At 56.0% G+C, this 25042-nt stretch carries 25 protein-coding genes and 1 pseudogene; 22 read left to right on the top strand and 4 right to left on the bottom strand.

Annotated elements, in window-relative coordinates; genetic code table 11:
- The first annotated feature begins 187 nt into the window (after window positions 1-187).
- The 3 genes from GS611_RS15850 to GS611_RS15840 all read left to right on the top strand — a co-directional run bounded on the left by GS611_RS15850 (window position 188) and on the right by GS611_RS15840 (window position 4479).
- Window positions 188-1720, top strand: coding sequence for a phospholipase D family protein (locus tag GS611_RS15850; protein ID WP_171637221.1), 1533 nt, complete (start codon window positions 188-190; stop codon window positions 1718-1720).
- Between the two features lie 337 nt (window positions 1721-2057).
- On the top strand, window positions 2058-3026 hold the full coding sequence (locus GS611_RS15845; protein WP_171637219.1) for a zinc transporter ZntB: 969 nt from the start codon (window positions 2058-2060) through the stop codon (window positions 3024-3026).
- 121 nt (window positions 3027-3147) lie between these two features.
- Window positions 3148-4479, top strand: a complete 1332-nt coding sequence (locus GS611_RS15840; protein WP_171637216.1) for an MFS transporter — start codon at window positions 3148-3150, stop codon at window positions 4477-4479.
- Window positions 4480-4594: 115 nt separating this feature from the next.
- Here GS611_RS15840 and GS611_RS15835 read toward each other — a convergent pair whose 3' ends face one another.
- A complete protein-coding gene (locus GS611_RS15835) occupies window positions 4595-4813 on the bottom strand; it encodes a hypothetical protein (protein ID WP_171636968.1) in 219 nt (72 codons plus the stop codon).
- 211 nt (window positions 4814-5024) lie between these two features.
- On the opposite strand from GS611_RS15835, the gene GS611_RS15830 reads away from it, so the two are divergent.
- The 17 genes and pseudogenes from GS611_RS15830 (at window position 5025) to GS611_RS15750 (ending at window position 20351) form a co-directional block, all read left to right on the top strand.
- Window positions 5025-5579 carry a Dps family protein gene (locus GS611_RS15830; protein ID WP_171637214.1) on the top strand — a complete coding sequence of 185 codons (555 nt, stop codon included), beginning with the start codon at window positions 5025-5027 and terminating at the stop codon, window positions 5577-5579.
- Window positions 5576-5860, top strand: coding sequence for a coiled coil domain-containing protein (locus tag GS611_RS15825; RefSeq protein WP_171637212.1), 285 nt, complete (start codon window positions 5576-5578; stop codon window positions 5858-5860). The genes GS611_RS15830 and GS611_RS15825 overlap by 4 nt, the downstream gene beginning before the upstream one ends.
- Before the next feature lie 44 nt (window positions 5861-5904).
- Window positions 5905-7167: a DUF2254 domain-containing protein gene (locus GS611_RS15820; protein ID WP_171637210.1), complete on the top strand. Its 1263-nt coding sequence runs from the start codon at window positions 5905-5907 to the stop codon at window positions 7165-7167.
- A 292-nt stretch (window positions 7168-7459) separates the two neighbouring features.
- Window positions 7460-7894 (top strand): annotated as a pseudogene (locus tag GS611_RS15815) (IS6 family transposase); the annotation flags it as partial.
- A gap of 158 nt (window positions 7895-8052) precedes the next feature.
- Window positions 8053-8979 carry a hypothetical protein gene (locus GS611_RS15810; RefSeq protein ID WP_171637207.1) on the top strand — a complete coding sequence of 309 codons (927 nt, stop codon included), beginning with the start codon at window positions 8053-8055 and terminating at the stop codon, window positions 8977-8979.
- A gap of 84 nt (window positions 8980-9063) precedes the next feature.
- Entirely contained in the window at window positions 9064-10020 is a 957-nt protein-coding gene (locus tag GS611_RS15805) for a MoxR family ATPase (RefSeq protein ID WP_171637205.1), read from the top strand.
- Window positions 10021-10025: 5 nt separating this feature from the next.
- Window positions 10026-10922 carry a DUF58 domain-containing protein gene (locus tag GS611_RS15800; RefSeq protein WP_348539550.1) on the top strand — a complete coding sequence of 299 codons (897 nt, stop codon included), beginning with the start codon at window positions 10026-10028 and terminating at the stop codon, window positions 10920-10922.
- Complete coding sequence (locus tag GS611_RS15795) at window positions 10919-11290, top strand: hypothetical protein (RefSeq protein ID WP_171637203.1); 372 nt, start codon at window positions 10919-10921, stop codon at window positions 11288-11290. Before GS611_RS15800 ends, GS611_RS15795 begins: the two co-directional genes overlap by 4 nt.
- A gap of 199 nt (window positions 11291-11489) precedes the next feature.
- Window positions 11490-12242 (top strand): VWA domain-containing protein, encoded by a 753-nt coding sequence (locus tag GS611_RS15790; protein ID WP_245218212.1) that lies wholly within the window; start codon window positions 11490-11492, stop codon window positions 12240-12242.
- Window positions 12242-13141 carry a vWA domain-containing protein gene (locus GS611_RS15785; protein WP_171637239.1) on the top strand — a complete coding sequence of 300 codons (900 nt, stop codon included), beginning with the start codon at window positions 12242-12244 and terminating at the stop codon, window positions 13139-13141. The genes GS611_RS15790 and GS611_RS15785 overlap by 1 nt, the downstream gene beginning before the upstream one ends.
- A complete protein-coding gene (locus tag GS611_RS15780) occupies window positions 13138-13812 on the top strand; it encodes a tetratricopeptide repeat protein (protein WP_171637199.1) in 675 nt (224 codons plus the stop codon). The genes GS611_RS15785 and GS611_RS15780 overlap by 4 nt, the downstream gene beginning before the upstream one ends.
- The gene (locus GS611_RS15775; protein ID WP_171637198.1) at window positions 13809-14999 is read left to right on the top strand and encodes a BatD family protein; all 1191 of its coding nucleotides are present in this window, start codon (window positions 13809-13811) and stop codon (window positions 14997-14999) included. Before GS611_RS15780 ends, GS611_RS15775 begins: the two co-directional genes overlap by 4 nt.
- 101 nt (window positions 15000-15100) lie before the next feature.
- Window positions 15101-15820 (top strand): response regulator transcription factor, encoded by a 720-nt coding sequence (locus tag GS611_RS15770; RefSeq protein ID WP_171637197.1) that lies wholly within the window; start codon window positions 15101-15103, stop codon window positions 15818-15820.
- Between the two features lie 9 nt (window positions 15821-15829).
- Window positions 15830-16987: an FIST N-terminal domain-containing protein gene (locus GS611_RS15765; protein WP_171637196.1), complete on the top strand. Its 1158-nt coding sequence runs from the start codon at window positions 15830-15832 to the stop codon at window positions 16985-16987.
- Window positions 16988-16989: 2 nt separating this feature from the next.
- The gene (locus GS611_RS15760) at window positions 16990-19245 is read left to right on the top strand and encodes a PAS-domain containing protein (RefSeq protein ID WP_171637195.1); all 2256 of its coding nucleotides are present in this window, start codon (window positions 16990-16992) and stop codon (window positions 19243-19245) included.
- 45 nt (window positions 19246-19290) lie between these two features.
- Complete coding sequence (locus tag GS611_RS15755) at window positions 19291-19965, top strand: hypothetical protein (RefSeq protein ID WP_171637194.1); 675 nt, start codon at window positions 19291-19293, stop codon at window positions 19963-19965.
- 32 nt (window positions 19966-19997) lie between these two features.
- The gene (locus GS611_RS15750; protein ID WP_171637237.1) at window positions 19998-20351 is read left to right on the top strand and encodes a hypothetical protein; all 354 of its coding nucleotides are present in this window, start codon (window positions 19998-20000) and stop codon (window positions 20349-20351) included.
- A 15-nt stretch (window positions 20352-20366) separates the two neighbouring features.
- Here the strand turns inward: GS611_RS15750 and GS611_RS15745 are convergent, their stop codons facing one another.
- Complete coding sequence (locus GS611_RS15745; protein ID WP_171637193.1) at window positions 20367-21179, bottom strand: quinoprotein dehydrogenase-associated SoxYZ-like carrier; 813 nt, start codon at window positions 21177-21179, stop codon at window positions 20367-20369.
- A gap of 122 nt (window positions 21180-21301) precedes the next feature.
- Here GS611_RS15745 and GS611_RS15740 point away from each other — a divergent pair, with 122 nt between their 5' ends.
- Complete coding sequence (locus GS611_RS15740) at window positions 21302-22333, top strand: quinoprotein relay system zinc metallohydrolase 2 (protein WP_171637192.1); 1032 nt, start codon at window positions 21302-21304, stop codon at window positions 22331-22333.
- 5 nt (window positions 22334-22338) lie between these two features.
- On the opposite strand, the gene GS611_RS15735 is transcribed toward GS611_RS15740, so the two are convergent.
- Window positions 22339-23118: a pentapeptide repeat-containing protein gene (locus tag GS611_RS15735; RefSeq protein ID WP_171637191.1), complete on the bottom strand. Its 780-nt coding sequence runs from the start codon at window positions 23116-23118 to the stop codon at window positions 22339-22341.
- A 30-nt stretch (window positions 23119-23148) separates the two neighbouring features.
- Window positions 23149-23763, bottom strand: a complete 615-nt coding sequence (locus GS611_RS15730) for a hypothetical protein (protein ID WP_171637189.1) — start codon at window positions 23761-23763, stop codon at window positions 23149-23151.
- Between the two features lie 165 nt (window positions 23764-23928).
- Between GS611_RS15730 and GS611_RS15725 the strand changes: the two genes are divergently transcribed.
- Window positions 23929-25041: an S-(hydroxymethyl)glutathione dehydrogenase/class III alcohol dehydrogenase gene (locus GS611_RS15725; RefSeq protein ID WP_171637187.1), complete on the top strand. Its 1113-nt coding sequence runs from the start codon at window positions 23929-23931 to the stop codon at window positions 25039-25041.
- Window position 25042: the final 1 nt, after the last annotated feature.

Here is a 25042-nt window from a genome sequence, read left to right as displayed (position 1 = left end):
CCGTTTTTCGAACCGTGAGTCACGCAACCCCGCTGAAATCAATGGGTCCTGACCCCAATGGACAGGATGACGACCAAGGTTTCGTTAAATCCTCACTATGCGATGAAACCTCCTGAAGTTTTATAGAACAAACTTGCAATCGTGACCTCAAGCGTAGTCACTTAAGAGTGACTGCTGGAGGAAACCGATGAAGTCATGGACTATAGTTCTTTGTGCCTGCTGCACGCTTGTTCTCGTCGCTTGCGCTCCTAAAGTTCGCATTTATGAAAAAACGGTAACGACTTCGTTACCCGCTGCCACAACCACTGAATTGGCTCTAGCAGCCAATCGGCTGGGAGATCCCAAAGACGGCCGTTCAGGCGTCAAATTAATCAGTGACGGTGAGCAAGCTCTGGTGTCACGACTTTTGTTGGCTGCTGCGGCTGAGCGAACGATTGACGCTCAATACTACCTTTTGCACAACGACCCGACAGGTCACCTTTTTGCGGCTAGCCTTTTGCAGGCTGCGGATCGAGGCGTGCGGGTGCGGCTGCTGTTGGATGACATAGATACATCCGGTTATGACGCGATGACAGCCGCGTTGGATCACCATGAGAATATTGAAATCCGCCTGTTCAATCCTTTCTGGCGTGACCAAGGCCTAGTCGTTGCCGGACTAACGGATTTCAAACGCATCAATCGCAGAATGCATAACAAGTCGATGACCGCAGACAACGTGTTCACGATTGTGGGCGGTCGCAATATCGGGGCCGAATACTTTCTGGCACGGGAAGAAATGAACTATGCAGATTTGGACGTATTAGCCGTCGGTCCCGTCGTGAATGAAGTATCGCAGAGCTTTGACGCATACTGGAACAGTGAATTCGCTGTTCCGGCCCGCGTGGTTGTCGGGGAACCCGAAGACTTCACACTTAGCGAAGCGAGAAACAGGTTGAGTGAATTGGTAGAGGAAGCAAAACAAACCCGGTACGGCGCGGCCCTGAGAAAATCGGCGAGGGAAAACTTTGCAGACGGCGCGCTGTCACTAGATTGGGTGCCCGCAAAACTCTACGTCGATCCACCTTCCAAGGCCGCGGGGCTTGAGAACTCAGGTCCAATTCTTGCGTCGCAACTGTTGCCGTATTTCGAAAGCGCTGAAAGTGAGGTGAATATCGTTTCTGCTTACTTCGTGCCACGCAACAATGGCGTGAGGTGGTTGAACGAACTAGAAAACCGCGGTGTCGACGTCAAAGTCGTAACCAACTCACTGGCTTCAAACGATGTCGCACCAGTCTACGCGCACTACGCAAAGAAACGCCGAGCATTGCTGCGTAGCGGGGTTGAGCTTTATGAATTGCGGCCGGACGCCTATCAGGTCCAACGTCGTGGTATTAACTGGGCTCAGTCTCGGTCTGGCCTGCATTCTAAAGCGTTTGCTGTGGACGACCGGTATCTGTTCATCGGTTCGTTCAATTGGGACCCTCGCTCGGTCAACATCAATACAGAAATGGGCATTTTGATCGACTCGCCAGCTCTGACCATTCAAACCTTAGGCGCTTTGGACGAAGCACTGTCGGCATATACCTATCGCGTGACGCTGGAGGAGGCAGGGCAGCTAAAATGGAGCACACGGAACGCAAATGGCAAAGTCCTCGAATATAGCTCAGAACCGACGGGTTCTGCCTGGGATCACATAGTCGCCGGCTTTCTAGGTATTCTGCCCATCGGTTCTCAGCTTTAGAGTTTTTGAAGAGGGCTTGGGACACACATCAAACTTGTTCTGGCCTTTTCCAATGTGCACTCGGTGCAAATCCTCGCGCGTATTCACGACGATGATAAATCTGAACTGGAAGCGCAGAGGGAAATGACCCATCACACATCGGATTGATCGCTCACCTGATACCTTTCATAAGATGAACGCGTTTTGGAATTCTCAGTGTTCAATGCGCCTTGTTCTGCCCGTAACCAATAGTGGCATAGGTCGCTAAACCATTTATGGTCCGTCCAGTTAAGGGAATTGTCCGCGCGCAGTCTTTGGCATGCATTGGCTTCCCAATCGACGCAAAATAGGATCGCCAATGAACACACAAACAGTCACTCCCATCTGTGCGTTTGATATAGTAGCGGGCCAAGCAGTCCCTGTCTCTTCAGATTGGCCAGAACCCTTCGCAAGGCAGCAAAACGGCTACCGCTGGATTCATTTCGACCTCGCCGACAGCGGCTTGAGGCAATGGGCATCCGAACAACTGCCAAACATAGCCGCGCAAGCATTGCTTCAATCCGAAACGCGACCACGATGTGATCTGCACGAGGATGGCATCATCCTGAACCTACGCGGCGTTAACTTGAACCCTGACGCGTCTCCGGAGGATATGGTTTCACTAAGGCTCTGGGCCACAGAAAGAACTATCGTATCTGCCCGTGTGCGCAAAGTCTGGGCAGCAGACAATTTTCGTCTAAGAGCCGAAAGCGGTTCGGGGCCGGAAAGTGTCGGTGCATTTTTGGCAGAACTTGCTGCGGGGCTCACAAAGCGGATTGAGGCGGTTTCCCTTGAACTTGAAGACGAGACAGACTCTCTCGAAGAGGTTGGACTTTCAGGAAATGAAATCAAACCAGAGAGCATTGCGCGATTGCGGCAAACGGTGATCAAACTTCGGCGCTATATCAGCCCGCAACGCGATGCGCTCGACGCTTTGTCCTCATTGAAAAGTAGCGTAATTCACAGCGACGCATCCGTATTGGTCAATGAAACCGCGAACCGCACTCGCCGTACACTTGAGGAACTGGACGCAAGTCGGGATCGCTTGACAGCCCTTCAGGAGCAAATGGACGCCGAACACGCGAATGCGCTTGCTCGAAACGGCTATCTCTTGTCTGTCGTGGCCGCGATCTTTCTGCCACTTGGATTTCTGACTGGTCTATTTGGCGTGAATGTTGCTGGCATGCCCGGCTTGAGTGCGCCCTTTGCGTTTTGGGCGCTGACACTGGCGTCGGTTGCCATCGGAATTGCACTTTACGTCGTATTCAAACTCTCGAAGTGGTTGTAGCGAAAGTAGATTGCCAAAGGTTGACCAAACTGCTGTACAGAAAGCCTTGATCACCTTCGCCAAATCGCTATTGCGAGCAAAATAGCTTCTCATTTCTCAGTTTGACATTAGGCTGGACCCGATGTTCCGACAGCTCTTACCGATATCAGCGTTACTTCTTGGTTCGGGGCTTCTTCTGTTCGCAGGTGGTGTCCATGGTCTGATACTTCCCGTTCGTGGCTCTTTCGAGGGTTTTTCCGCCAGCTCTCTGGGCCTTTTGGGAACGGGGTGGGCAGTTGGCTATGTCGCAGGATGCCTTGTTGCACCAAGGCTTGTTGGAGCAGTAGGACATATTCGAACCTTCGGCGTAATGTGTGCTCTTGCCGCCGTAACGATCCTTTTCCAGGCTGTGGTAGTAGAATCGTGGGCTTGGATACCGTCGCGCGCAGTTTCAGGATTTTGTTTTGCTGGCGCGGCAATGATCGTCGAGTCCTGGCTCAACGATAAGGTTGAACCCAATACGCGTGGTACAGTCTTTGGCGTCTACACGATGGTTAACCTGGGTGCGGTGACAGCCGGTCAGATGGCTATCTCACTGGGAGATGCAACAGGTTTCATCTTCTTTGCCATTGGTGCGATGGTCTATTGTTTGGCGCTTATACCAACAGCCCTGTCAACCTCTGAGTCGCCCGCACCCCTGACATCTGTGCGTCTCGACCTGCCGGCGTTGTGGCGAAACTCACCAGTTGCGGTTGCCGCGGTCTTTCTTGTTGGTATTTCAAATGCAGCATTTGGGACGCTTGCTGCGGTGTATGCGGATCGCGTCGGGCTATCACTTACTGCAATTGCTTTGTTCGCGAGTATTCCGGTTTTAGCCGGAGCCTTTGCGCAAGTCCCGATTGGTTTTGCAAGTGATCGAATGGACCGGCGTAAAGTCTTGCTGTTTACAGCGGGTGTGGCTCTCGCTTCGGACCTGGCTTTCGTCCTTCTTGCGCCGGAGTCGCGCGTCATGAACCTTGCTTTGGTCGGGATGTTCGGCGCTGCAATTTTTGCGATGTATCCAATCATCGTTGCGCACGCGAACGACCATGCTACGCCGGGCACCTCGATTCAGGTTTCAGGTGGGTTGCTGATGGTCTACGGGCTGGGATCGATTGTCGGGCCGCTGATAGCAGGTGTAGCAATGACTGGATTAGGGCCACAGGGCCTGTTCATGACAACTGTGGCAGCGCATTGCCTGATGATTGTATTTACGTTCTGGCGGATTATGGCCAAGTCAGCCGTACCTGAAAGTGACAAGACCGCATTTCGCGTCAGCGCTCCGGCAAGGGTGGTTACGCCTGAAACTGCCGTCCTTGCTGTCGGTGAAGATGAGGCAATTTCGCTTGCTGACGCCGAGAGCGGGCTGGGCGCCAGCCCCGATGTGAAGGATAGTCTGGCGCCAAGAACTAATTCTGAAGACAGCCCTTCCTAGTCGTCCCCAATGTGTTCGCGGCGCGCTAGGCTGGTCAACTACCGGCGCGAAGGTGAGAATTGAACATCACCTTAATCAAAAATGGTTTTCGCGCGGGGCTCTGTGAATGTTCCTGTCATTCATCCACAACACGAAACTCGCCGGAAGGCGCATCAGTCGGTGGTTCTTCAAACTCATTGGAAATCAGACCGCGACGGATGAGTTCTCGAATGGCGGCCGCTCTGGAGGGCAGTCTGTTCTCGAACCGCCAATCATCGATGACTTTAAGCTCTTCGAGGTCGAGCATCAGTTGCAGTTTTTCGGTGCGCTTTGGTGGTCGATTTTGATCAGACACTGGCATGACCTCAGTAGCTTACGTCAGTTACTCCAAGCATGTATGGCATTGGGCCTGCGTGTCTACATCAATATTGGCATGTGGGGCAGGATACCCAGGATCATGAAGCACCCCATGATGCGTCGGATACCCATAATAAGTATATGTTTTTATTTGTAATTTTTTGTGTCCCCCTTAGTTTTTACTCCATAAGCAACGAAACGGAGTGAATATGATACAGCAAGTATTGAAGTCTGAAGTTCAGGAAGAAACGAACGATACAGGCATCGACAAAAATGCGTGGATCGCCAACGCGGTGACGGAAATACTGGCCGATACAATGATCCTGATGGTGAAAACCCAAGGCACACATTGGAACGTTGTGGGCCCACTATTCCTGCCGATCCATGAGCTGACAGAGCGTCAGTATCGTGACCTGTTCGAGGCCGCTGATGAATTGGCCGAGCGTGTGCGCGCGTTGGGTCAGGTGGCACCGATTTCGTTCACTGACATGGTTAGTCAGGCAAAGTTGACCGAAGAAGAGACGGTCAAAGATGCGGAGGGCATGATCAAACAATTGGTTGCAGACCACGAAGCGATTGCCCGGAACCTGCGTGAGACTGCCGCGACCGCCGCCCGTTATGGCGATGGGGCTACAGAGGATCTGATGAACGCCAGGATGGCGAAGCATGAAGAAGCAGTCTGGATGCTCAAGGCGATTGTTGCGGCCAAGAGGGCGGCTCCCGTCGATCTGAACCACAGTTTGCGAAGAAAGGAAAAACGATGACACGCGTTGGGTACGAGAAAAAGGCACAGCTGCAACTGGATAGTTGGAATGCCCAGATTGATGTTCTTGAAGCCAAGCTGAAAGTGGCGGAAGCGGATGCCAAGATCGAGCTCGAGGAACAACTCAGCATGCTCTACAAGGTAAGGTCTGACGCAGAAGCTCAGCTGAAAGAGTTGAAGTCGACCAGCGACGAGGCCTGGGAAGACGTCAAAGAGGGCTACGAGGCTGCATGGAATGACATGCAGAGTGCTTTGAAAAAAGCGGCCGACCGGTTCGCGTAAAGCAGGGTTCGTCAAGAAAGCGCGTGTTGTGAATGGGGACTGGAATGCAAACACCCAGAGAATTAGTGAGATACTTTCGCGGGTTCCTAACCATCCCTGCTGCCATAAGTCTTTCAGGGCTTTTGGTGGCTGGGATTGTCTTCAAGACCGAGCAAGCGCTCGTACGTTGGGGTTGGTCCGCTTCCGATTGGCTCAGCGTTTCCAATCGCACTGCGAGCGATGTACTGAGCGCAATCTCGGCAGCATCCATGTCCGCGTTGGTCATGGTCTATTCCATTGTTCTGCTGGTCTACACTTTGGCAGCAGGATCTATTGGCCCCAGGCTCTTGCAGCGTTTTGGCGAAGACAGGGTAAACCAGATTGCAGTTGGTTCACTTGGAGCAACGTTTTTATACAGCTTGATGATCTTGTGGTTGGTACGCGATGACACATCAGTGAACCTAGCCGTGGTGGTTGGCATAATCTATTCGATCGTCTCAGTTCTATTGCTGCTGCTCTTCGTCCATACAGTATCGACGCGCGTAACCATTGATCAGGAGGCGGCGCGGATTTCTGAAGCCTTGGATCGCCAAGTAAGCACCGCGATCGAAAACAGTGCAGATATTCCATCCTCAGAGGCAATTCCTGAGAAGGGAGACAAGCGCCCGGTTCTGGCTTCGGGCACCGGATATGTGAACTCGATCAACACCGAAGAACTGGTGCATGCGGCCAAAGAAGCAGGAGCAGTCGTCGTTTTTGATGTGCAGCCTGGTGACTTTATGGTTCCATCGGACATTTTGGCCAATGTTTATGGTGATATTGATGAGAACCTCAATGATCTGGTGCCGGCGGCAGCTCCGTTGATTCCCGCGCGAGACCCTAACGGAGATATCCGTTTTTCTGTCCATCTTCTCGTTGAAATCGCACTTCGGGCATTGTCGCCGGGTGTCAACGACACGTTCACCGCAATTGTCTGCATCGACCGTCTGTCGGCCTCTCTGGCCCGTGCGTGGTCGTCCAAGCTCTGCACGGGTGTGTATCGAGATGACGACGGAGCCGTGCGGGTGGTTTACCCATCCATCACGGCAGAGTCGTTGTTTAACGACTCGATGCCAGCTCTAAGACGCGCCGCTCGGGGCAATGGCCTCGTGACGGCCGCCCTTATTCGAGCTTTGGTGCGCATTGCTGAAGCGGCTCCAGAAAAGAAAGCGCGGGCTGTTGTAGATGAACTATCCGCAGTCAGAGATGAGACCCGAGAAAGCGATATGCTGGAGCGCGATATTGATAAGTTTTGTGGTCAAATCGAAACTGCAATTAAAAGGGTTTAGTCAACCGTCCTGGACATTTGCAGTCCAGTTCGGCTCTTTCGCAAACACTGTTCCCACCTGTCAGATCAAGCGTCGTTTTGGTAGCGCGTGCTCAAAATGACAGGAGCAAACCATGACGATCTCATTCAAGGGCGCGCATTTTCCGAAAGAGGGGATTTTGTATGCTGTTTTCTTCTATCTCTGATACGGTGTTCATACCGGGATCTGGAAGAAATCATGGCGGAACGTGGCGTTGAACTGGATCACGCACCTCTGAACCGATGGGTGAACCAATATGCCGGTCTTGTAGCGGATGCGTCGCGGTACAAAAAGCGCCGCTGATCGTTCATGGCGCATGGATGAAACCTATGTGAAAGTGAAGGGTGAGTGGGTTTATCTCTATCGGGCCATCAACAAACACGGCAAGACCCTGGACCTCATGCTATCTAAGCGCCGCAATAAGACCGCTGCGACAGAGTTTTTCTCTTGGGCGCTTGAGGTGAACGGTTTGCCACGGAAGATTGTCATCGACAAAAGCGGGCCAACACTGCCGGTATCAAAGCAATCAACAAAATGCTGAAAAGGTTTTGGCTGCCCGATCCCAATCGAGATGATCAGGCGGAAGTGTTTGAATAACATCGTGGAACAGGACCATCGAGTCATCAAACGTCGCATCAGGCCCATGTTGGGTTTCAGGTCTTTCTCTTCAGCTGCATCTGCCCTAGCCGGCATCGAGCTGGTTAACATGATCCGCAAGGATCAATTCACGCCCGGAACCTGCCCGGTTCAGCAGGTTGCTCAGCTGGTGGGCTTAAAGGATCGTTATTCCCATCCAGGCGGATTTAAAAGAATTTTGCGAGAGTCCCGTATCCCGGATAGAATGCGCGTCACTTTGAGAGGGGCTGAATGCGGTATCTGTTGTTGCAAGTATTGGCGATTGTCGCTTTTGCAGGCGCGCTTTGTGCAGAAAAGAGCGATTATATCGAACTTGCACAAAGAGGATGGGGGTATGAACTGCGGTCCACGATGCTGGGGCGCGACATGGCGATCCCCGTTCACATCAATGGCCGCGATCAGGCCGGTGCAGCCTTGTGCCTGGTCGGTGAAAAACCACATCCGCAAACGCTTGTCGTTCTTGATACCTTTCGGGCGTTGCTGAAACACAGCTTCGGCCACCCGACACCCATGCGCTACGCTGGCCCATCTGCGCGCGATTGTGGAACCGGTCGAACCGTAGTTTTGCGATTGTATTCCGGGTACCCTCCCAATCGGGACCTTTCGTCAGATATCGACTGGCTCAGCGAACTCCACCAGCTTGGTTTGCCTGCGGGTCGAAACTATGTGGTGACATCACCGGCGATGGCACAGACCTTTTTTGGTCATCGGGGGCAGGGGACCCATATTGTGGTGAAACAACCGGCGCATGATCGGCCCAGCAAGCTTGAAAGGGATTTTCACAAATCGATCCTGCTGGAAGAGCTGTTTCAGTCCTTCACCTTTGGCATGGACATCCTGTTATATGACAAATCGTCAGGGTTCTTGTCGAAATTGCAGGAAACGCCGGTAAACTTGCAGCGCCTGCCTTGGAGTTCGCACGACTTCATGCGCGCATTGCTGGCTTCGAACCCAAGCGGTCTTTGTGCGTTTGACGTCTTTATGATGCATGCTGTCGCGCAATCCCCGGTGGATCAAACCATAGACCCCGGCTTTATCGAATACATTGACACCCAATATGATCGGCTATGGGCGCAGGCGGACGAAACCCTCGCCAATCCCAGATTTGCAGCCCTTTTTGATGAAGGCTGCACCAATTCGGTTCGTGTGCCCAGGTAATACCATCTGACGTGTTTTGTCGGGCGGGTGACTCCGGGTAGCCTGAGCGCAGGCAATGCGCCCTCAGAGGCTATGGGAGGACATATGGATACGAGGCCTGAAAACCCGCCACGCGCCATTGCGGGATTGTCCGCGTATCTGTCGCAGGGGCTTATCGGTCACGCGCATCTGGTGGACTCCCTTTTGATCGCGCTGCTGGAAGGTGGCCATCTTCTTGTAGAAGGTCCGCCCGGGCTGGCGAAGACACGGGCGGTCAAATGGCTGTCAAACGCTGTCGAGGGCGGCTTTGCCCGTATTCAATGCACACCTGACCTGATGCCCTCTGATCTGACCGGAACACCAGTTTACCAGCCTCAGGAAGGCCGCTTTGAATTTGTTCCGGGGCCGGTGTTTCACACGCTGGTGCTGGTTGACGAGATCAACCGCGCGCCACCAAAGGTGCAGTCTGCCTTGCTGGAGGCCATGGCAGAACACCAGGTTACGGTTGGCAATGAAACATATGCCCTGCCGGATCCCTTTCTGGTCGTGGCGACCCAGAACCCCATTGAACATGATGGAACCTTTCCCTTGCCCGAGGCGCAGTTGGACAGGTTTCTGCTGCATGTCGTACTGACATTGCCGGATCTGGAAACGGAACGTGAGATCCTTGATCTGGTCATCGCCGAAACCCGGAATGGGCCTCCGGACGCGCAGCGGATGACGCTTGAGGAGCTGAAGATTGCCCGTGCCGAAGCCCAGTCGGTTCACGTCGCGCCAGAGCTTAGGGACTATATCGTACGGCTTGTGCTTGCGACCCGTGAAGGTCCGTTTTCCGAATATATTGAACACGCTGTCTCGCCGCGTGGGTCATTGGCCCTGGCCTCGGCATCGCGCGCGCGCGCCTATCTGCGGGGCCGGGATTTCGCCCTGCCTGAAGATGTCGCCGCTGTTGCGCCCGATGCGCTGGCCCATCGTATGGTGCTGACCTGGAGAGCCGTTGCAGATGGGAAAAGACCGCGCGAATTGGTGGCCGACATTCTGAATGCGGTCGAGCCGCTGTGACGGGGGTGCTGGCACATGCGGGGGTTCGCCTGACGACCGAGGCCTTGATTGCATTGCGGCATATCGCATTGACCGACCGTGGCAACCCGACAATGACGGCCCTGCCCGGAGGATTTCTGACCCGAAAGCGCGGGCAGGGCGTCGAGGTTGCAGATGTACGCGAATATGTGGACGGGGATGACATTCGTCATTTGGATCGCGGAACAACCGCCCGCACGGGGCGTATGCATATCCGGCAGTTTCAGGAGGAACAGGACCGCGTCGCCCTGTTGGTTGCGGATTTTCGTGCGCCGATGTTCTGGGGCATCCAGCGGGCGTTTCTGTCAGTCGCTGCCGCCGAAGCCTTGACCCTGATCGGGTGGTTCATGGTTGAAAGCGGCGGGCGTGTCGGTCTGTTGGCGCTTACCCCTGGCGCACCCGTCATCGTACCGTTGCGAGGGAAAACGCGCGGAATGCTGGACGTGATCGGTGGCCTGGTTCAGGCTCATGCGCGCAGTCTGACCGCGCTGCAAAAAGGTGAGGATGAAAGCTGGACGCTGGAACAGGCACTTGCCGGCGTTGAGCGCCTGACGCCGACGGGCGCCGAGATTATCATCGCGTCTGGCTTTGATCAGCAGGGAGAGGGCTTTTCGGACGTGCTGGACCGGCTCAATCATCGCCGCACCCCCAGACTGCTGCTTGTGACTGAAAGCAAAGCGCATGAGATGCCAAGAGGCTGGTATCCGATCCGCCTTTCAGATGGGCGGCAAAAGCGGGTCTATCTGGCCCGGGCAGAGCCTGCCGGCGAACTTGCGTTTCAGAAGGTGGCAACACATCCTGCGCTTGTCCTGAATGCCAGTGACCCGGTCGAACAAACCTCTCGTCGCATTTCGTCGGTTTTCGCGGCAAGATATGTGGCATGAGTGAGAAAGCACTCTCTGAAGCCACGATGCTGGCCAGCCTGCGGGATATCCATTTGCCCGCCGAGGCCGCAGGTGGGGCGGTTGCGGAATTCGCGGCTGTTCTTGGTATCGCGGCGCTGGCTTCGGTCGGCTGTGTCGCCATCTTGCGGTTGCTGAGTGTCAAGACCGCAGCAAACAGGCGGCCGGATCCACCGGATCGATCTGTTGAACAACCGGGGTGGTCCGTGGATCGCCGCAGGGTGGCTCTATTGCACAAACTGCGCGCTCAGAATCCGACGCGTTATGCAGAGTTGACGGGTGATCTTTATCGACCCGGTGGTGAACCGGATCTGGCGACCCTGCAAAAGGAGGTCGCTAGTCGTGTTTGAGCTTGCTGACCCCTGGATCTTGTTAGCGCTGCCATTGCCTCTTGTCATCACACGTTTGGTCAAGCCGCGGCCGGTTTTCGAGCGGGGGTTCCCAGTTCCGGACCGCATAGGCGGAATGCTTATGGCGGCCAGCCCACAGGCTCAGGCCAGGACCCGGACTTTGGCGGACCTCCTGATTTTGTGGATCATTTGGGGGCTCATGATTTTTGCACTGTCCGGTCCGCGCCAACTGCAACCCGTCAGCGCCCTGAAAGTGTCCGGACGGGACCTTGCGATTGTTCTGGATCTTTCGGGATCGATGGTGCGGGAGGATTTTTATCTCGATGGGCGCCAGATCACCCGTTTGCAGGCGGTGACACGCGTTGGATCCGAGTTCGCCCGACGCCGCGCCGGCGACCGGGTGGCCTTGATTGTTTTCGGGTCCGAAGCCTATTTCGCCACGCCTTTCACTTTCGATACCGAGGCTGTCGCGCGACGGATCCAAGAGGCCACGATCGGTATCTCGGGCCGTGCGACAAACATATCCGATGGTCTGGGCCTTGCTTTGAAGCGCCTGGCCAACAGCCAGGCGGTGTCGCGGGTCGTCATTCTGTTGTCGGATGGAGTGAACAACGCGGGCGCCACGAACCCCGGTGGCGTGGCCGAACTGGCGGCCGAGATGGGGGTGCGGGTCCATACGATTGCTCTGGGCCCGAAAGACCTGCAAAGCGCTGAACCTGGTGAGCGCGGCGTCGTCGATGCGACAACCCTGCGCGCCATTGCCGAAATTTCAGGCGGCGAAGCGTTTCGCGTCAAAACCACCGATGATCTTGTCGACGTGACTCAGGCCTTGGATCGGCTGGAAGCGACGGACAGCGCGGGCCTTACGGCCGAGGTCTACCGATCATTCTGGACCTGGCCCGCAGCAATGGCGGCCGCACTTGCCCTGTTGGCGGCGTGGAGGCAAGCGTGATGATTGAGCTGGATGTCACTTTACTCAGACCGGTCTGGGGGCTTTTGCTGCCTGTCATCTGCGGGGCAGGGTGGTGGTTGCTTTCCCGTGCCGGAGGGTTCGGAGCCTGGGACAAGATCACCGACCCGCAGCTTGTCCAGGCGATGGCCGCGATCGGCCTGATCGAAGGCGGCTCCTTCCCGCTCAAACCCGCCGCCTTGCTTCTGACCGCGGGGATCGTCGCAATTGCCCTGACCGGCCCGGCAATCGAACGGCGCGACGCGCAGACCTATCGCAATCTGGATGGCGTATTGTTCCTTGTGGATGCATCTGACAGCGTGGTGGAAGACGACCGCTGGCCGCAACTGCTGAGCATGGGGCGTTTGGGTGTCAGTGCGCTTGGGTCCCGCCCCGGCGGCATCATCGTTTACGCGGGTGATGCCTATGTCGCCACGGATATGACCACCGATCACCGCCAATTGGGTCAAACGCTGTCGCTCATCGATGGACAGACCGTTCCGGACAAGGGATCGCGACCCGAACGCGCGCTGGCTTTGGCTTTGCAGCGGATGGAAGGGGCGGGCATCCTGGCCGGGGACGTCGTCCTGTTCACTGACGGGGACGGGCTGGGATCACCCTCATTGCAGCGGGTCGCATTGCTTGCCGCACGAGGGGTGCGCGTGTCCTTGGTGTCGGCTCACCGCACGACTGCGCAAATCCAAACCCACGCCGCGCTCGGCGGTGGCGCTGTCTTCACTTTGGACCAGTCAGATGATCTGGCCAATTGGCTGGCAGATGATGCCGCAACCCGCTTGATACGGGCGGACTATCCGGTGCTGTTCTGGCATGATCTGGGGCGGTACTTGCTGTATTTCGCATTGCTCCCCCTGCTGTTTTTGTTCTGGAGGGAAGGGGCATGAGGTGGTTCGCGATTGCAGGTGCCACTTGTATTGCCGTTGCCTTTGCGCTGGGCGGCGCTGCCCCTTTTGGCCGCGTCGCATTGGCAATCGGTCTGTATCCAATGGCTGCAAAGCTGTTTTCCGACCCTGACTGGCAAGGTGTTGCCTTCTACCGTGCGGGCGTTTTTGACAAAGCAGCCAGTGCTTTCGAGCACGCCGGGAACCAGTACAACCTCGGCAATGCTTACGCCCGGACCGGCCAATTGGCCGCTGCGCTGGAAGCCTATGATCAGGCCATGGCCAGGGGAAACCTGGATGCCCAGGCGAATTTCGATGTGCTGGCCGCCTATTACGCAGGGCAGCAGATCACCCCAGAGGCGTTGAGCCTTTTCCCCGAACGGAAATCCGGCCCCAAGGCCGACAGTTTTGTCGCGCGCGGGAATGCGCGGGCGGCGGGAACCGGCAGTGAGGTCACGAACGCGAACACGATGCTGGGACTGGCGGAATTGGACAGTCGCGGGCAACTGGGCGTGCGCCGCATCTTTGATGACAAGTTCATGGTTGCCGATCTGCGCTGGCTCAATCAGCTTTCCGATGTTCCGGGTGAGTTCATGGCGGCACGGATCGCACACGAACACAAGCGCCGGGAAAAGCTTGGTCTTTCGCCTCCGGAAGCGGAGAACCCGGAATGAAGTGGCTGTTTCTGCTTCTTATTGCACTTCCGATGCAGGTTTTGGCGCAGTCGAAAACAGTGCTGCCCTCCGAGGCGTTGATCGAAGTTGCCATCGAAGACAATGCCCCGGTTCCGTTCACCCAAGAGATGGTGCTGTTGACGATCCGCGGTGTCTATCGTCGGCACATCACGCGCGAAGAACTTATCCAACCCCGCTTGGATGGGTTCAGCTGGGCGCAACTGGGTCCGGACAGCTGGTCGGAACAAAGGATCAATGGCCGGAAATACAAAGTGTTCACCCGACGGATGGCGATCTATCCTGTCGAGGCAGGCAAGCTTACAATTGGTCCGTTTTTGCACAGGTTGACCCTGACAGACGAAAATGACGACTGGTTCGAACACGAGATTCAATCAGAGCCGCTGACCATTCAGGTGGCGCAAGCCCCGGCCACCAAGGAGTGGTGGTTTCCGGTTCGCAAATTGCAGATTTCGGATCAGTGGTCGAATGCGCCGGATCAACTTGCGCCGGGTGAGGGGGTCTTGCGCGTCATTCGACTGGAAGCTCTGGGCGCGACGCCCGAGATGATCCCGCCCATGCCCGAGTTGACTTCGCCTTCGGCCCTGATCTTCCCGCATCCTGAGAAACGGCTTGTCGAACTGACCCCGGAAGGGCCGGTCACCCATGCGTTCTGGCGCTGGACCATACGCCCTTCAAACGACACATCCGGCATCGTTGAACCCTTGCAATTCAGTTACTTTGATACCGTGGCCCGTGAAACCCGAGAGGTTGTCATCTCACCACAACGCATTGCCTATGGCACGGCCATCGAAGACGTAAACCTTGGCGGCGCAGAGGCAGATGCGCCAGCAGCAACGCTGTTGGGTTGGCCAATGGCCGCAACCGCCATTGTAGTTTTTTTGGCCGGTTTGGGGTTTGGAATGTCCGGTCACAAACTGGCCGTTTCAAGGGCACTGCGTCGCTTTGGGGTTTTTGATCCGTTGGCCCGGGAATTGCGACGCAGTGCCAGGGCTGGCCGCGCAGACAGGCTGCGGCAAGCGGCTTCTGCCATCCTGCGCCGCGACGGCCCTTCATCCAGTCGACTCAAACACATGCAAGACTTTGACAGGCAGTATTTTGATCCCAATGCTGCGGCGCCCGATTTGAAGGCGTTTGCCAGGGTCTTCCTCGGGAACCAGACCGGCTGAGTCATCAAGCATTTGTTATCTATGGTATCTTTCGCGTGTCTCAAAATGAAACAGTTGAACTGATCGGGAAATGCTGTACCTTTCCTGTCGGAGGAGAAGCAATGCACATTGCGGGATGCCCTAAACCGGTGGACCAGGTGTCCAGCGTGCTTATCGTGGATGATCATCCGCTGTTCAGCGATGCCTTGGCCGCGGCGTTGCAGCTGAGCTTCGAGAACTGCCGAATTGAAAAAGCCAACACGCTGAAGCAGACACTTGAAATACTTGGCGCAGGCTTCAAGCCCGATCTGATCATGTTCGATCTGAAATTGCCGGACGTAACGGGTATCTCGGGTTTTCAGCAGCTACGGCAGCGCTGTCCGAATGCGCCGGTTCTGGTGATATCGTCACTGGCATCCGGAGAGTTGGTAAGATCTTTGCTGGACCACGGTGCGATGGGATTTCTGCCGAAAGATACGCCGGCGCAAACCCTGAAACACGCCATTCAGGAGATCAGCTCTGGGCGGAGATACGTACCCACCGAATACAACCGCGTCGAAGAGCTGAAGCCCTCCGAAAGCACCGTCTACCAATCCAGCCCCGAGCTTTCATCACTGACGCCGCAGCAGGTTAAAATTCTCAAGCTTATCTGCGTGGGCCAATCCAACAAACAGATTGCATATGAGCTGTCGTTGGCCGAGGCGACGGTCAAGGCACATATCACCGCTTTGCTGCGCCGCCTTGGGGTGCGCAACCGGACCCAGGCCGCTGTTCTGGTCGACTCGGTTGTCGCCAGACAGTCGCGACACGAACCGGAGGTCAAATCCTTTCTTCAACACTAGGGGGGACACATGCGGGATCTGGAGCATGAACCAAATTTCATTGCGATTGGCCGTTCCGATGATTTGGACCCGACGACCGCCGTTGAAGAAGCCTGCGCGGAAATCGACAGTCTGTCGTCCTGCTTTGTCCTGGCCTTTATTCCCAGCACTCTTGACCCGGCAGAGGTGTCATGTTGCCTGAACAGAAGACTTGCGGGTGTTCCAGTATTTGGCTGCACTACCGCAGGTCAAATCACGCGATCGGGTTATGAATCCCATGCGCTTTTGCTGTTGGCCTTTCCAAAGTCCAACTTTCGGTGTTCGTCCATTTTGTTCGAGTCGCTCAGGCCGCTCAATTCAATGGAGATCGCTGCCGCAGCGCAGCGGTTGGCCGAAAGATTCCGCCACACGGCGGGGTGGAACAGGCTGGCGCTGGTGTTTACGGATGGATTGTCCAAGCAGGAAGACTTGCTGGTTTCAACGCTGGAAACCGTTCTGGATGGATTGCCGATATTTGGCGGCTCTGCCGGGGATGGCCTTCAATATGAAGAGACGTTCGTTTTTCACGGTGGCAGCGCGCACAACAATGCTGCCGTCCTGTTGTTGATTGAAACCAACCTTGGTTTTCAGGGTATCGGTTTTGATCATTTCCTGCCCATCGGGTCAGAGATCATCATCACCGACGCCAACCCGGAAGAACGGGTGGTGTATGAGATCAACGGGGCGCCGGCAGCGCAGGAATATGCACGACTGGTCGGGTGCGCGGCCGAAGATCTTTCGCCACTGGTATTCGCGGAAAACCCGCTGCTTCTCAGACAGAACCTCAATTACTATGTACGTGCCATTCGTGAACCGATGGAGGGGGGATCCCTGTCTTTTCTAGCGGCGATCGATGACGGCCTTATCATGACACTGGGGCGCGGGAAGGAGATTATTGAAACGCTCGAAGCTGGGTTGAATGTGCGCGACAACACCGGGACGGCCCCGGATTTCATTCTTGGATTCGACTGTATTCTGCGGAAACTCGAAATCGAACAGAAGCAGTTGAGCAAACAGGTTTCGGATGTTTTGCAATCCCACCGGGTGGTTGGCTTCAACACCTACGGCGAACAGCAATCCGGCGTTCACATGAACCAGACCTTTGTAGGGGTCGCTTTCTTTGAACCCGAAAAGCGGGAACTGAGCTGATCATGCTTAATCCTGACGACCCGCCAGAGATCCAGATATCCAAACAGGCCAAGATCATTGATGCGCTGATGCGGCGCGCCAACCGTCAGAAAGATGTAGGCCCGTCCGCCTTTCTGGCGTTTCAATCGGCGATAGAGTTGCAGCAGCAGGTGATGAAGCAGAGTCGCGATCTGGAACGCGCGACCACCGAACTTGAAAGCGCCAGATACGAACGCGAACAAACCCGCAAGAGCCTCGTCAAGGCCCTGTCTTCCATGGAAGAAGGGTTTGCGCTGTTCACGGATGGTGATTTGAACCTGTGCAACGAGCTGTTTCAGGCGATCTTCCCGGATATGTCTGATGTTGTCGGGCCCGGCCTCAGCCTGGGTCGGTTTTTTCTGTTGGTGCAGAACAGTCCTGAATTCGTATCGTCCGATAATGGCATATCGAAAATGCTGGATGCGCTTGAGCGCAATTGCCATACCGGGATGGTGTCCAGCGACGTGATCGAACTGCGTAGGGATCGTTGGTATCAACTCAGCGCACAATACACGTCGCCTCAGAATGTGGTCATTCTGTTGACCGATATCACATCCGTTGTTCGCAGAAACCGTGATGAGAAAGAAACCCTTATTGACCGTCAGGAGGACTACCTTAAGGCGGTTTTCCAAAACATGAGCTCAGGCGTTTGCACGTTTTCGTCAGATACGAAGATCATGATGCACAATGCGCGGTTCCGGGAAATACTGAACCTGCCGCTATCCGTCTTGCAGGCAAATATGCCAGTGCAAACGCTTTTGGATCTGATGCGGGCGCGTGGGCTGATCAAGGCCGATGATGAACTCAGGATCGGCAAGTGGCAACACGAGCTGAAAAGCCGTGGCTGGTTGCGCAAACGTGTGCGCGACGGATCAGACCGCGTATTGGACATTCAGGTCAACCAGCTACCGGATGGTGGTTTTCTGGTCGAGCTGAAAGACGTAACGTTCGAAGCACGCGCGACCGAAACCCTGGAAAACCGGGTTATGGAACGCACGGCAGAGTTGACCCATGCCAACGCCAAGCTGGTTCAGGAATACGAAGAAAAAGCGCGGGTGGAAGAGGCGCTGCGGATCGCAAAGGAACGCGCCGAAGCTGCGGTTTCTTCCAAGACACGATTTCTTGCGGCCGCCAGCCACGACCTGCTTCAACCGATCAATGCCGCAAAACTCATGATCTCGACCCTGCTGGAGATCACGCGTGAGACAGAGCTTCATGAGATGATGGAGCGGTTGGACGGTGCGTTTGGATCTGCTGAACAACTGTTGCACTCATTGCTGGATATATCGCGGCTTGAAACCGCTGACCCGGACACGGTCTCACCCACAGAAGTTAGCCTTGCTACGATGATTGCAGGGATACAGGGCGACCAAACGCTGGTGGCCGAGAGCAAGAATGTGACGCTTGATGTGGTTCCGTGTTCGGAAATCGTGAAATCCGACCCGGTCTATCTGTTGCGCTCGATCCAGAATTTAGTCGTGAATGCCATCCAGTATACCGAACCGGGTGGTCGGGTTCTGGTGGGGTGCCGCAGGCGCGGCGACAAGGTCATTTTGCAGGTCTGGGATACGGGTATCGGTATCGCACGCAAAGACCAGGAACGCGTGTTCGAGGAATTCACTCGGGCCGAAAACGTGCCATTGGGGTCCGGCATGGGGCTGGGTTTGTCCGTCGTGGACCGCGCCTGCCGGCTGTTGGGTCACAAGCTGTCGCTGCGGTCCAAACCTGGCATTGGTTCAGTGTTCAGCATAGAAATGGACAGGGTCGAAAGTTGGCCAAGCACCATCGAACCCTTGGATCTTCTGGCCAATACGGGCGACGTGCCGTTGGATTTCATCATTCTGGTGATTGAAAACGACCGCGATGTTCTTTTTGGAACAACCCAGTGGCTGGAACAGAACGGCGCCAGTGTTCTGCCGGCTCGGTCGCCGAAGGAAGCGCTGCAATTCATAAAAGACATAGGAATGCCCCCGGATATCATTCTGGCCGACTATCAATTGGATGATGGGGAAACTGGCGTGATGGCCATTCACCGGATCCGAGAGATGACGCAGACTCAAGTTCCGGCGATTCTGATCACGGCTGATCGCAGCGAAGCGTTGCGCAAAGACGGATTGCGGCATGAAATTTCGGTTATGGCGAAACCGGTCAAGCTGCCTCGGCTGCGGTCCTTGATCTTTTGGAAGATACAGAATGCCCTGCACGCGCAAACGCTCAACACCGACAAAAGTCGGCGATGACATGGGGCGATTTGCCCATACTCTCATCCTTGGGAGGGCCAGGATATGAGAAGGCTTCTTTGCGGCATCGCCGTTTTGTTTCTGAGTTTGAAAGCCGTTTCCGCGGCATCGGTTGATGCCGAGCAAGCCTATGATTTGCTGTTCCAAAATGGCGTTCTGGACACAATCGAACGTGATAAGGAATTGATCTATCAGCGTACCGTCACAAACCGGCTAAGACCCGATGCGGCGGAACGCGATACCGGTCTTATCTCTCTCAGTTTTTTGGATGACGGGAACGAGATGGCCCATCTGGAATTTCGCCAAGATGACAAACACCGCGCCATGGGTGTTTTTCCGGCCAGCGTCGGCAATCCGATGATCATGGTTTTCTATGAAAGCGCCATCCGGGATATGGCCGAGTCCGCCGGAGGCAGCCCGTTTTACATCCGAAACCGTATCAAGGATGCGCTGGTTCAACCTGCCGAGATCGTCGAAGGCGAGGCGGCGATTGGTGGCAGAACCATCCCCGTTCGGACCATTTTCATGCGTCCTTTCGCCGAGGATCCGAACCGCGACCGGATGCAAGGGTTCGGAGACCTGGTTCTTCGCGTCACGGTGTCAGAAGAGGTTCCGGGCTGGTATCTGAGCCTTGTGGCGGAAGCTGTTTCCGAACGTGACGGCACGGCCGTTTATCGATCGGAAATGCGGTTTGAAGGAATGCAGGAGGGTCGCGAATGAAAACGTCAGGCCAAATTCGGGAACGCAGCCGCATGACCTTTACGGCCCTGGTCGCGGGCATTCTGGCCGCGCCCATTGCAGCGTCAGCACAAAGCGTTGCGGATCGGCTCAATGACTACCCGACCGCGGCGCGCGCGGATTACGTGTTTGCATGTATGGTCACCAACGGTCAAACCCGCGAGATGCTGGATAGGTGTTCATGCTCGATCGATTTGATCGCTTCGATCCTGCCGTATGAGCATTATGAACAGGCGGAAACTGTTCTGTCTATGCGTCGGGTCGGGGGAGAGCGTATGGCGTTTTTCAAAAGCGCGGTACTGGCCGAAAACATGGTGGCTGACCTGCGCCGGGCGCAGGCAGAAGCCGAGGTTGTCTGTTTCCGATAAACGCAGGCCCGTCCGTCAGCTGGCCGCTGCTTTGGGCAGGTCTTTTTCGAACGTGTTGCCCTCGGTATCCGTTGCCTTGACCGTCAACATGGTCGAGCCGTTGTCATTGTAGGCAAAACGGAAAGCCGGGTTTTCCGAGATCGAGATGCCGCCATCCATCGTGAACAGCAACTCATCGCCCTGCCAGACTTCGATATGGTCGATGAAATGCGCGGGGATGAACAGTTGCGTGACCTGATCGCGTTGCAGGCCGGAATAGTTCGGATGGCGGATCATGATCTGAGCTTCTCGGCGTGAAGTGGAAATCTGCGCCTCTTCCCCAAAGCTGCGCAGCTTCATCTTGCCCATGGACGCCAATGCGACCTCTGGGTCTTTGCTGGCCGGTGCCGAACAGCCGCCCGATGCTTTGACAAACCGGCCTGTCATATGAAGCCCGTCCGGCGTTTCAGCGATCACGCGAACATTCGAATATTGGTTCACGCGAACGCGCATCTCGAAATCCAACTGACCCATGGCCGGTGAAAAGCTGAAGACGCCGGCGATCGGGGCCGGGTTTTCGTCGATCACGACGGTGGCAGCAGAAATCTGGGCATCGGGATCAAGCTGTTTCAAAACGATCGGCACCGTTGCGGCATCATGCGCCCGGTATGGGGCGTCCAGCGAAAGCAGCGTGTCCGCGTTCCCGATCTGGGCGTCGCCCACGACATCGTATTGCAGGTCCTTCCAGGTTTCGCTGTCGACCAGCGGATTTTTGATCGGCTGCTGTGCCCATGCAGGCAGGGACAGCGCAAGAGAAAGGATCGCTGCGGGTGCTAGTGCTCTGGCCATGGTGTCTCCTCCGGCAACCGGTGGCCAAGAATGTGCCACAAAATGCGGGGAAAATACATGCCGACGAAAGGCGCGGTGGTTCGGGCAGAGATCTGTGCCAATGTTCCGGTCGGAGGGCTGCCATGTTTGAAGCCGTAATTTTGCTATGCGCGCAGGTCGCGGCAGAGCCTTGCAGAGAACAATTTTTGCCGGGTTACGAAGCCCGATCCCAGGCTGAATGCGAGCAGAAGCTGAAATCAACTCCTCCGCCGCTGTCCGATCGGCGCAGCGGCGCGCCTTATTGCCAACCCATTGGCCAGGCTCTGGAATTTGAAGAAGCTGCGCCGGGTCTGTTCGTGCATCGCGGCTTGATAGCGGAACCCGACGCGGACAATCTGGGCGACGTGTCCAATATCGGGTTTGTCATTGGCCAGGACAGTGTCGCAGTGATTGACACGGGAACGGCACCATGGATAGGCGAGGCTGTCTGGCGGGCCATTCGGGCCGAGACGGACAAGCCAGTCAGTCACGTAATTTTGACTCACATGCATCCCGATCACACATTGGGTACAGAGCCTTTGGTCCTTTCAGGTGCGCAGGTTGTTGGCCATGTGGGGCTGGAGAGAGCGTTGCTGGACCGGTTGGGCAACTATGTCGAAAGCCTGAGCGCCGCGATCGGCGAAAGCGCCTATGTGGGCATTGGGCCGATTTCCGTCGACATCGCCGTCGAAACCACGCACGAGATTGATCTGGGTGGGCGCAAACTGATCCTGCGGGCCTGGCCCCGGGCACATACCGGGAATGACTTGACCGTGATGGATGCAAACACCGGCGTCATGTTCACCGGCGATCTTGTATTTCACCGGCACACCCCGGCATTGGATGGTCAACTGATAGGCTGGCAACGCGTCTTGAAACAGTTGACCGGGCTTGAGGTCACCCAAATCGTACCGGGCCATGGTGGGCCGATCCTGGCGTGGCCTGAAGGGGCCGAGGATATCATGCGCTATTTGAACGTGCTGGAAAGCGACACACGCAAAGCAATCGACAGTGGCCAGCGGTTGGGGGATGCGGTTGAAACGATCGCTCAGGAAGAAGCAGTGCACTGGGACTTGTTTGACACCTACAACCCGCGCAATGCAACGGTCGCATTCACTGAACTCGAATGGGAATAGCCCGGTCAGCGAATGGCCCGATCCACGTTTTTCGCTTCGTTCAGATTGGCCTGATCTGCGCCTTGAACATCAGTCAGCCGCGTTGCCGTCAAATCGGCGTTCGTAAAATCGGCACCGGACAAAGTGGCTCCTGTCAGGTCAGCCCCGCCCAATGTGGCCATCGACAAATCGGCATTGGTGAAATTGGCGTTAGGCAATTTGGCAAATTCCAGATCGGCGCGGGACATTTGCGCATCAGTGAAATCCACGTCCGATCCACGAGCCGAGGACAGAACACCGCGCATAAGCCCCATGGATTGGTTGCGCATGTCGGCCGAAAAATCCGCCCCTTTGAATACCGCCCGGTTCAGATTGGCCTTGGTGAAATCGGCGGCTGTTCTGGCGTTTGTGAAATCCGTATCGCTCAGATCCGCCCGGCTGAGCTGGGTCTGGAACAGCTCGGCCCCGACAAGAGATGCGCCTGAAAGGTTGGCGCCGATCATCCAGGATTGGCTAAGAATCGCCCCGTCCAGAGTGGATCCCGACAAATTGGTGCCGTTCAATGACGTCGCCCGCAGGATTGCGTTGCTGAAATCCAACCCGGACAAGTCGAGATTGTTCAGCCAGACCCGGGTGAAATCGGCAGGGGCGTCGGCCGTTGCAGCCGCAAGCTGGGCCACGACATCGGCGCGGGTCATTTGCGCTTGGGTCATTTTGGGCAGGGTCATGTCAACGCCGCTGAGCGGGGACTGGCCCAGGGCCGAGAGGGGCGACAGCGTCAGAAAGATGATCAATACGTGTTTCATGTGTCCCTCCTTGCCCCCGAGGGCGCTGCGTCAACCCTGGTCTGAGGTCAATTGTTGCAGCATTTGCGAAATCGCGAACAGGCGCCGCTCGATGATTTGCGGCGTTTCACACAGATAGGTGATCGAGCGTTGACGGTCAGAATAGATAAGCTGATCCCAATCCAGCTGCTCTTCCAGGGCGTCAACGCGGTCATGGTCGGGCGGGTCGGAAGACAGGGCTTGGTCCATTTCCACCCTGGCCAGATCAATCTTTTCTGCCAGATCGATCTGCTTGAGCGAAAACTCTCCGATCCCCGCGATGATGTGCTTGCGCCTTTTGGACAAGGTGTCAAAGACGCGCTGGAACACCTGACCCAGAATATCCGGATCCCCATTGTACCGCGCGGCGAACTCTGCAACCTGGGGCCGAAGGTCTTCCAGTTCGATCCGCCTCAGGGCCAACAGCCCGGCGATTTCGTCGATGTCGGCAGTGTTTTTAGCGGTTTCGCCGTCAACAACCTGATACGGCCACATGAGGCCCAGCGAAAGGTCCTCGACCTTGCGCTGAATGCACGGCCATGTTGGATCGGAGAAATCCGCAGCCAAGCCAGGGCCAGCCGCACCCAGACAGGCCAGCGCCAAAACAATCAGCTTGCCGTTTGACATCACAGCTTTCCTCCACGCGGACATCATGCATGAAATGTGCGCGCGAAGTCCATTCAGCCCAATACACACCATTGTCTTAATTGTTTGCACGTGGTGCTCGCCCCCATACTCGACCCAAGCTGCCGGACTGCGGTTGATTCCGGTGCCATGGGAGGACAGACGGAGATGAGAACACGCGCGGCGGTTGCTGTGGCGGCAGGCCAACCTCTGGAAATCATGGAGGTTGAGCTGGACGGCCCGAAAGCAGGTGAAGTCCTGATCGAGGTCAAGGCGACCGGTCTATGTCATACGGATGAGTTTACCCGTTCCGGAGATGACCCCGAAGGGATTTTCCCTGCAATTTTGGGCCATGAGGGTGCCGGGGTTGTTCTGGAGATCGGGGAAGGCGTTACCAGCCTAACCGTCGGCGATCACGTGATACCGCTGTACACACCCGAGTGCCGCGAATGCGAATATTGCCTGAACCCCAAGACAAACCTGTGTCAGAAAGTGCGGGCGACTCAGGGTGCCGGTCTGTTGCCGGATGGAACGACCCGGTTCAGCATGTTGGATGGCACACCGATCCACCACTACATGGGCTGTTCGACTTTTGCCAATCACACCGTGGTGCCCGAGATTGCGCTGGCCAAGGTGCGCAAGGATGCGCCGTTTGACAAGATTTGTTACATCGGCTGCGGCGTGACCACCGGCATCGGGGCCGTTATCAACACCGCCAAGGTCGAAATTGGTTCGCGTTGCGTGGTCTTTGGTCTGGGCGGGATCGGCCTGAACGTCATTCAGGGCTGTCGCATGGCGGGCTGTGATCAGATCGTTGGTGTCGACCTGAATGACGGCAAGGCCGAAATGGCGACTCATTTCGGTATGACCGATTTCGTGAACCCCTCGAACGTCAGCGGTGATATCGTGGCGCATCTGGTCGAACTGACCGGCGGCGGTGCGGATTATAGCTTTGATGCGACCGGCAATGTCGGCGTGATGCGGACCGCTTTGGAATGCGCACACAAAGGTTGGGGTGAAAGCATCATCATCGGGGTGGCACCCGCTGGCGCCGAGATTTCAACGCGTCCGTTCCAGCTGGTCACCGGCCGGTCATGGCGCGGAACCGCGTTCGGCGGTGCCAAGGGCCGGACGGATGTTCCGAAGATCGTGGATTGGTACATGGCCGGGAAGATCGAGATCGACCCCATGATCACGCACAAGCTGACGCTTGATGAAATCAACCACGGCTTTGACCTGATGCATCAGGGTAAATCGATCCGCGCGGTCGTGGAGTACTGAC

Origin of the sequence: Ruegeria sp. HKCCD6119 (assembly GCF_013110585.1) — a bacterium.
GTDB lineage: Bacteria > Pseudomonadota > Alphaproteobacteria > Rhodobacterales > Rhodobacteraceae > Ruegeria.
The sequence above is the reverse complement of the archived record's forward strand: the minus strand, read 5'-3'. Positions and strand labels throughout refer to the sequence as shown.

What these genes read in the sequence shown, in the direction of transcription:
- GS611_RS15770 (WP_171637197.1), top strand. Translation starts at nt 15,101, where the DNA reads ATGCACATTGCGGGATGCCCTAAACCGGTGGACCAGGTGTCCAGCGTG.
- GS611_RS15795 (WP_171637203.1), top strand. Translation starts at nt 10,919, where the DNA reads ATGAGTGAGAAAGCACTCTCTGAAGCCACGATGCTGGCCAGCCTGCGG.
- GS611_RS15810 (WP_171637207.1), top strand. Translation starts at nt 8,053, where the DNA reads ATGCGGTATCTGTTGTTGCAAGTATTGGCGATTGTCGCTTTTGCAGGC.
- GS611_RS15825 (WP_171637212.1), top strand. Translation starts at nt 5,576, where the DNA reads ATGACACGCGTTGGGTACGAGAAAAAGGCACAGCTGCAACTGGATAGT.
- GS611_RS15840 (WP_171637216.1), top strand. Translation starts at nt 3,148, where the DNA reads ATGTTCCGACAGCTCTTACCGATATCAGCGTTACTTCTTGGTTCGGGG.
- GS611_RS15775 (WP_171637198.1), top strand. Translation starts at nt 13,809, where the DNA reads ATGAAGTGGCTGTTTCTGCTTCTTATTGCACTTCCGATGCAGGTTTTG.
- GS611_RS15750 (WP_171637237.1), top strand. Translation starts at nt 19,998, where the DNA reads ATGACCTTTACGGCCCTGGTCGCGGGCATTCTGGCCGCGCCCATTGCA.
- GS611_RS15725 (WP_171637187.1), top strand. Translation starts at nt 23,929, where the DNA reads ATGAGAACACGCGCGGCGGTTGCTGTGGCGGCAGGCCAACCTCTGGAA.
- GS611_RS15830 (WP_171637214.1), top strand. Translation starts at nt 5,025, where the DNA reads ATGATACAGCAAGTATTGAAGTCTGAAGTTCAGGAAGAAACGAACGAT.
- GS611_RS15730 (WP_171637189.1), bottom strand. Translation starts at nt 23,763, where the DNA reads ATGTCAAACGGCAAGCTGATTGTTTTGGCGCTGGCCTGTCTGGGTGCG.
- GS611_RS15850 (WP_171637221.1), top strand. Translation starts at nt 188, where the DNA reads ATGAAGTCATGGACTATAGTTCTTTGTGCCTGCTGCACGCTTGTTCTC.
- GS611_RS15745 (WP_171637193.1), bottom strand. Translation starts at nt 21,179, where the DNA reads ATGGCCAGAGCACTAGCACCCGCAGCGATCCTTTCTCTTGCGCTGTCC.
- GS611_RS15780 (WP_171637199.1), top strand. Translation starts at nt 13,138, where the DNA reads ATGAGGTGGTTCGCGATTGCAGGTGCCACTTGTATTGCCGTTGCCTTT.
- GS611_RS15755 (WP_171637194.1), top strand. Translation starts at nt 19,291, where the DNA reads ATGAGAAGGCTTCTTTGCGGCATCGCCGTTTTGTTTCTGAGTTTGAAA.
- GS611_RS15765 (WP_171637196.1), top strand. Translation starts at nt 15,830, where the DNA reads ATGCGGGATCTGGAGCATGAACCAAATTTCATTGCGATTGGCCGTTCC.
- GS611_RS15760 (WP_171637195.1), top strand. Translation starts at nt 16,990, where the DNA reads ATGCTTAATCCTGACGACCCGCCAGAGATCCAGATATCCAAACAGGCC.
- GS611_RS15820 (WP_171637210.1), top strand. Translation starts at nt 5,905, where the DNA reads ATGCAAACACCCAGAGAATTAGTGAGATACTTTCGCGGGTTCCTAACC.
- GS611_RS15790 (WP_245218212.1), top strand. Translation starts at nt 11,490, where the DNA reads ATGATTTTTGCACTGTCCGGTCCGCGCCAACTGCAACCCGTCAGCGCC.
- GS611_RS15740 (WP_171637192.1), top strand. Translation starts at nt 21,302, where the DNA reads ATGTTTGAAGCCGTAATTTTGCTATGCGCGCAGGTCGCGGCAGAGCCT.
- GS611_RS15845 (WP_171637219.1), top strand. Translation starts at nt 2,058, where the DNA reads ATGAACACACAAACAGTCACTCCCATCTGTGCGTTTGATATAGTAGCG.
- GS611_RS15805 (WP_171637205.1), top strand. Translation starts at nt 9,064, where the DNA reads ATGGATACGAGGCCTGAAAACCCGCCACGCGCCATTGCGGGATTGTCC.
- GS611_RS15735 (WP_171637191.1), bottom strand. Translation starts at nt 23,118, where the DNA reads ATGAAACACGTATTGATCATCTTTCTGACGCTGTCGCCCCTCTCGGCC.
- GS611_RS15785 (WP_171637239.1), top strand. Translation starts at nt 12,242, where the DNA reads ATGATTGAGCTGGATGTCACTTTACTCAGACCGGTCTGGGGGCTTTTG.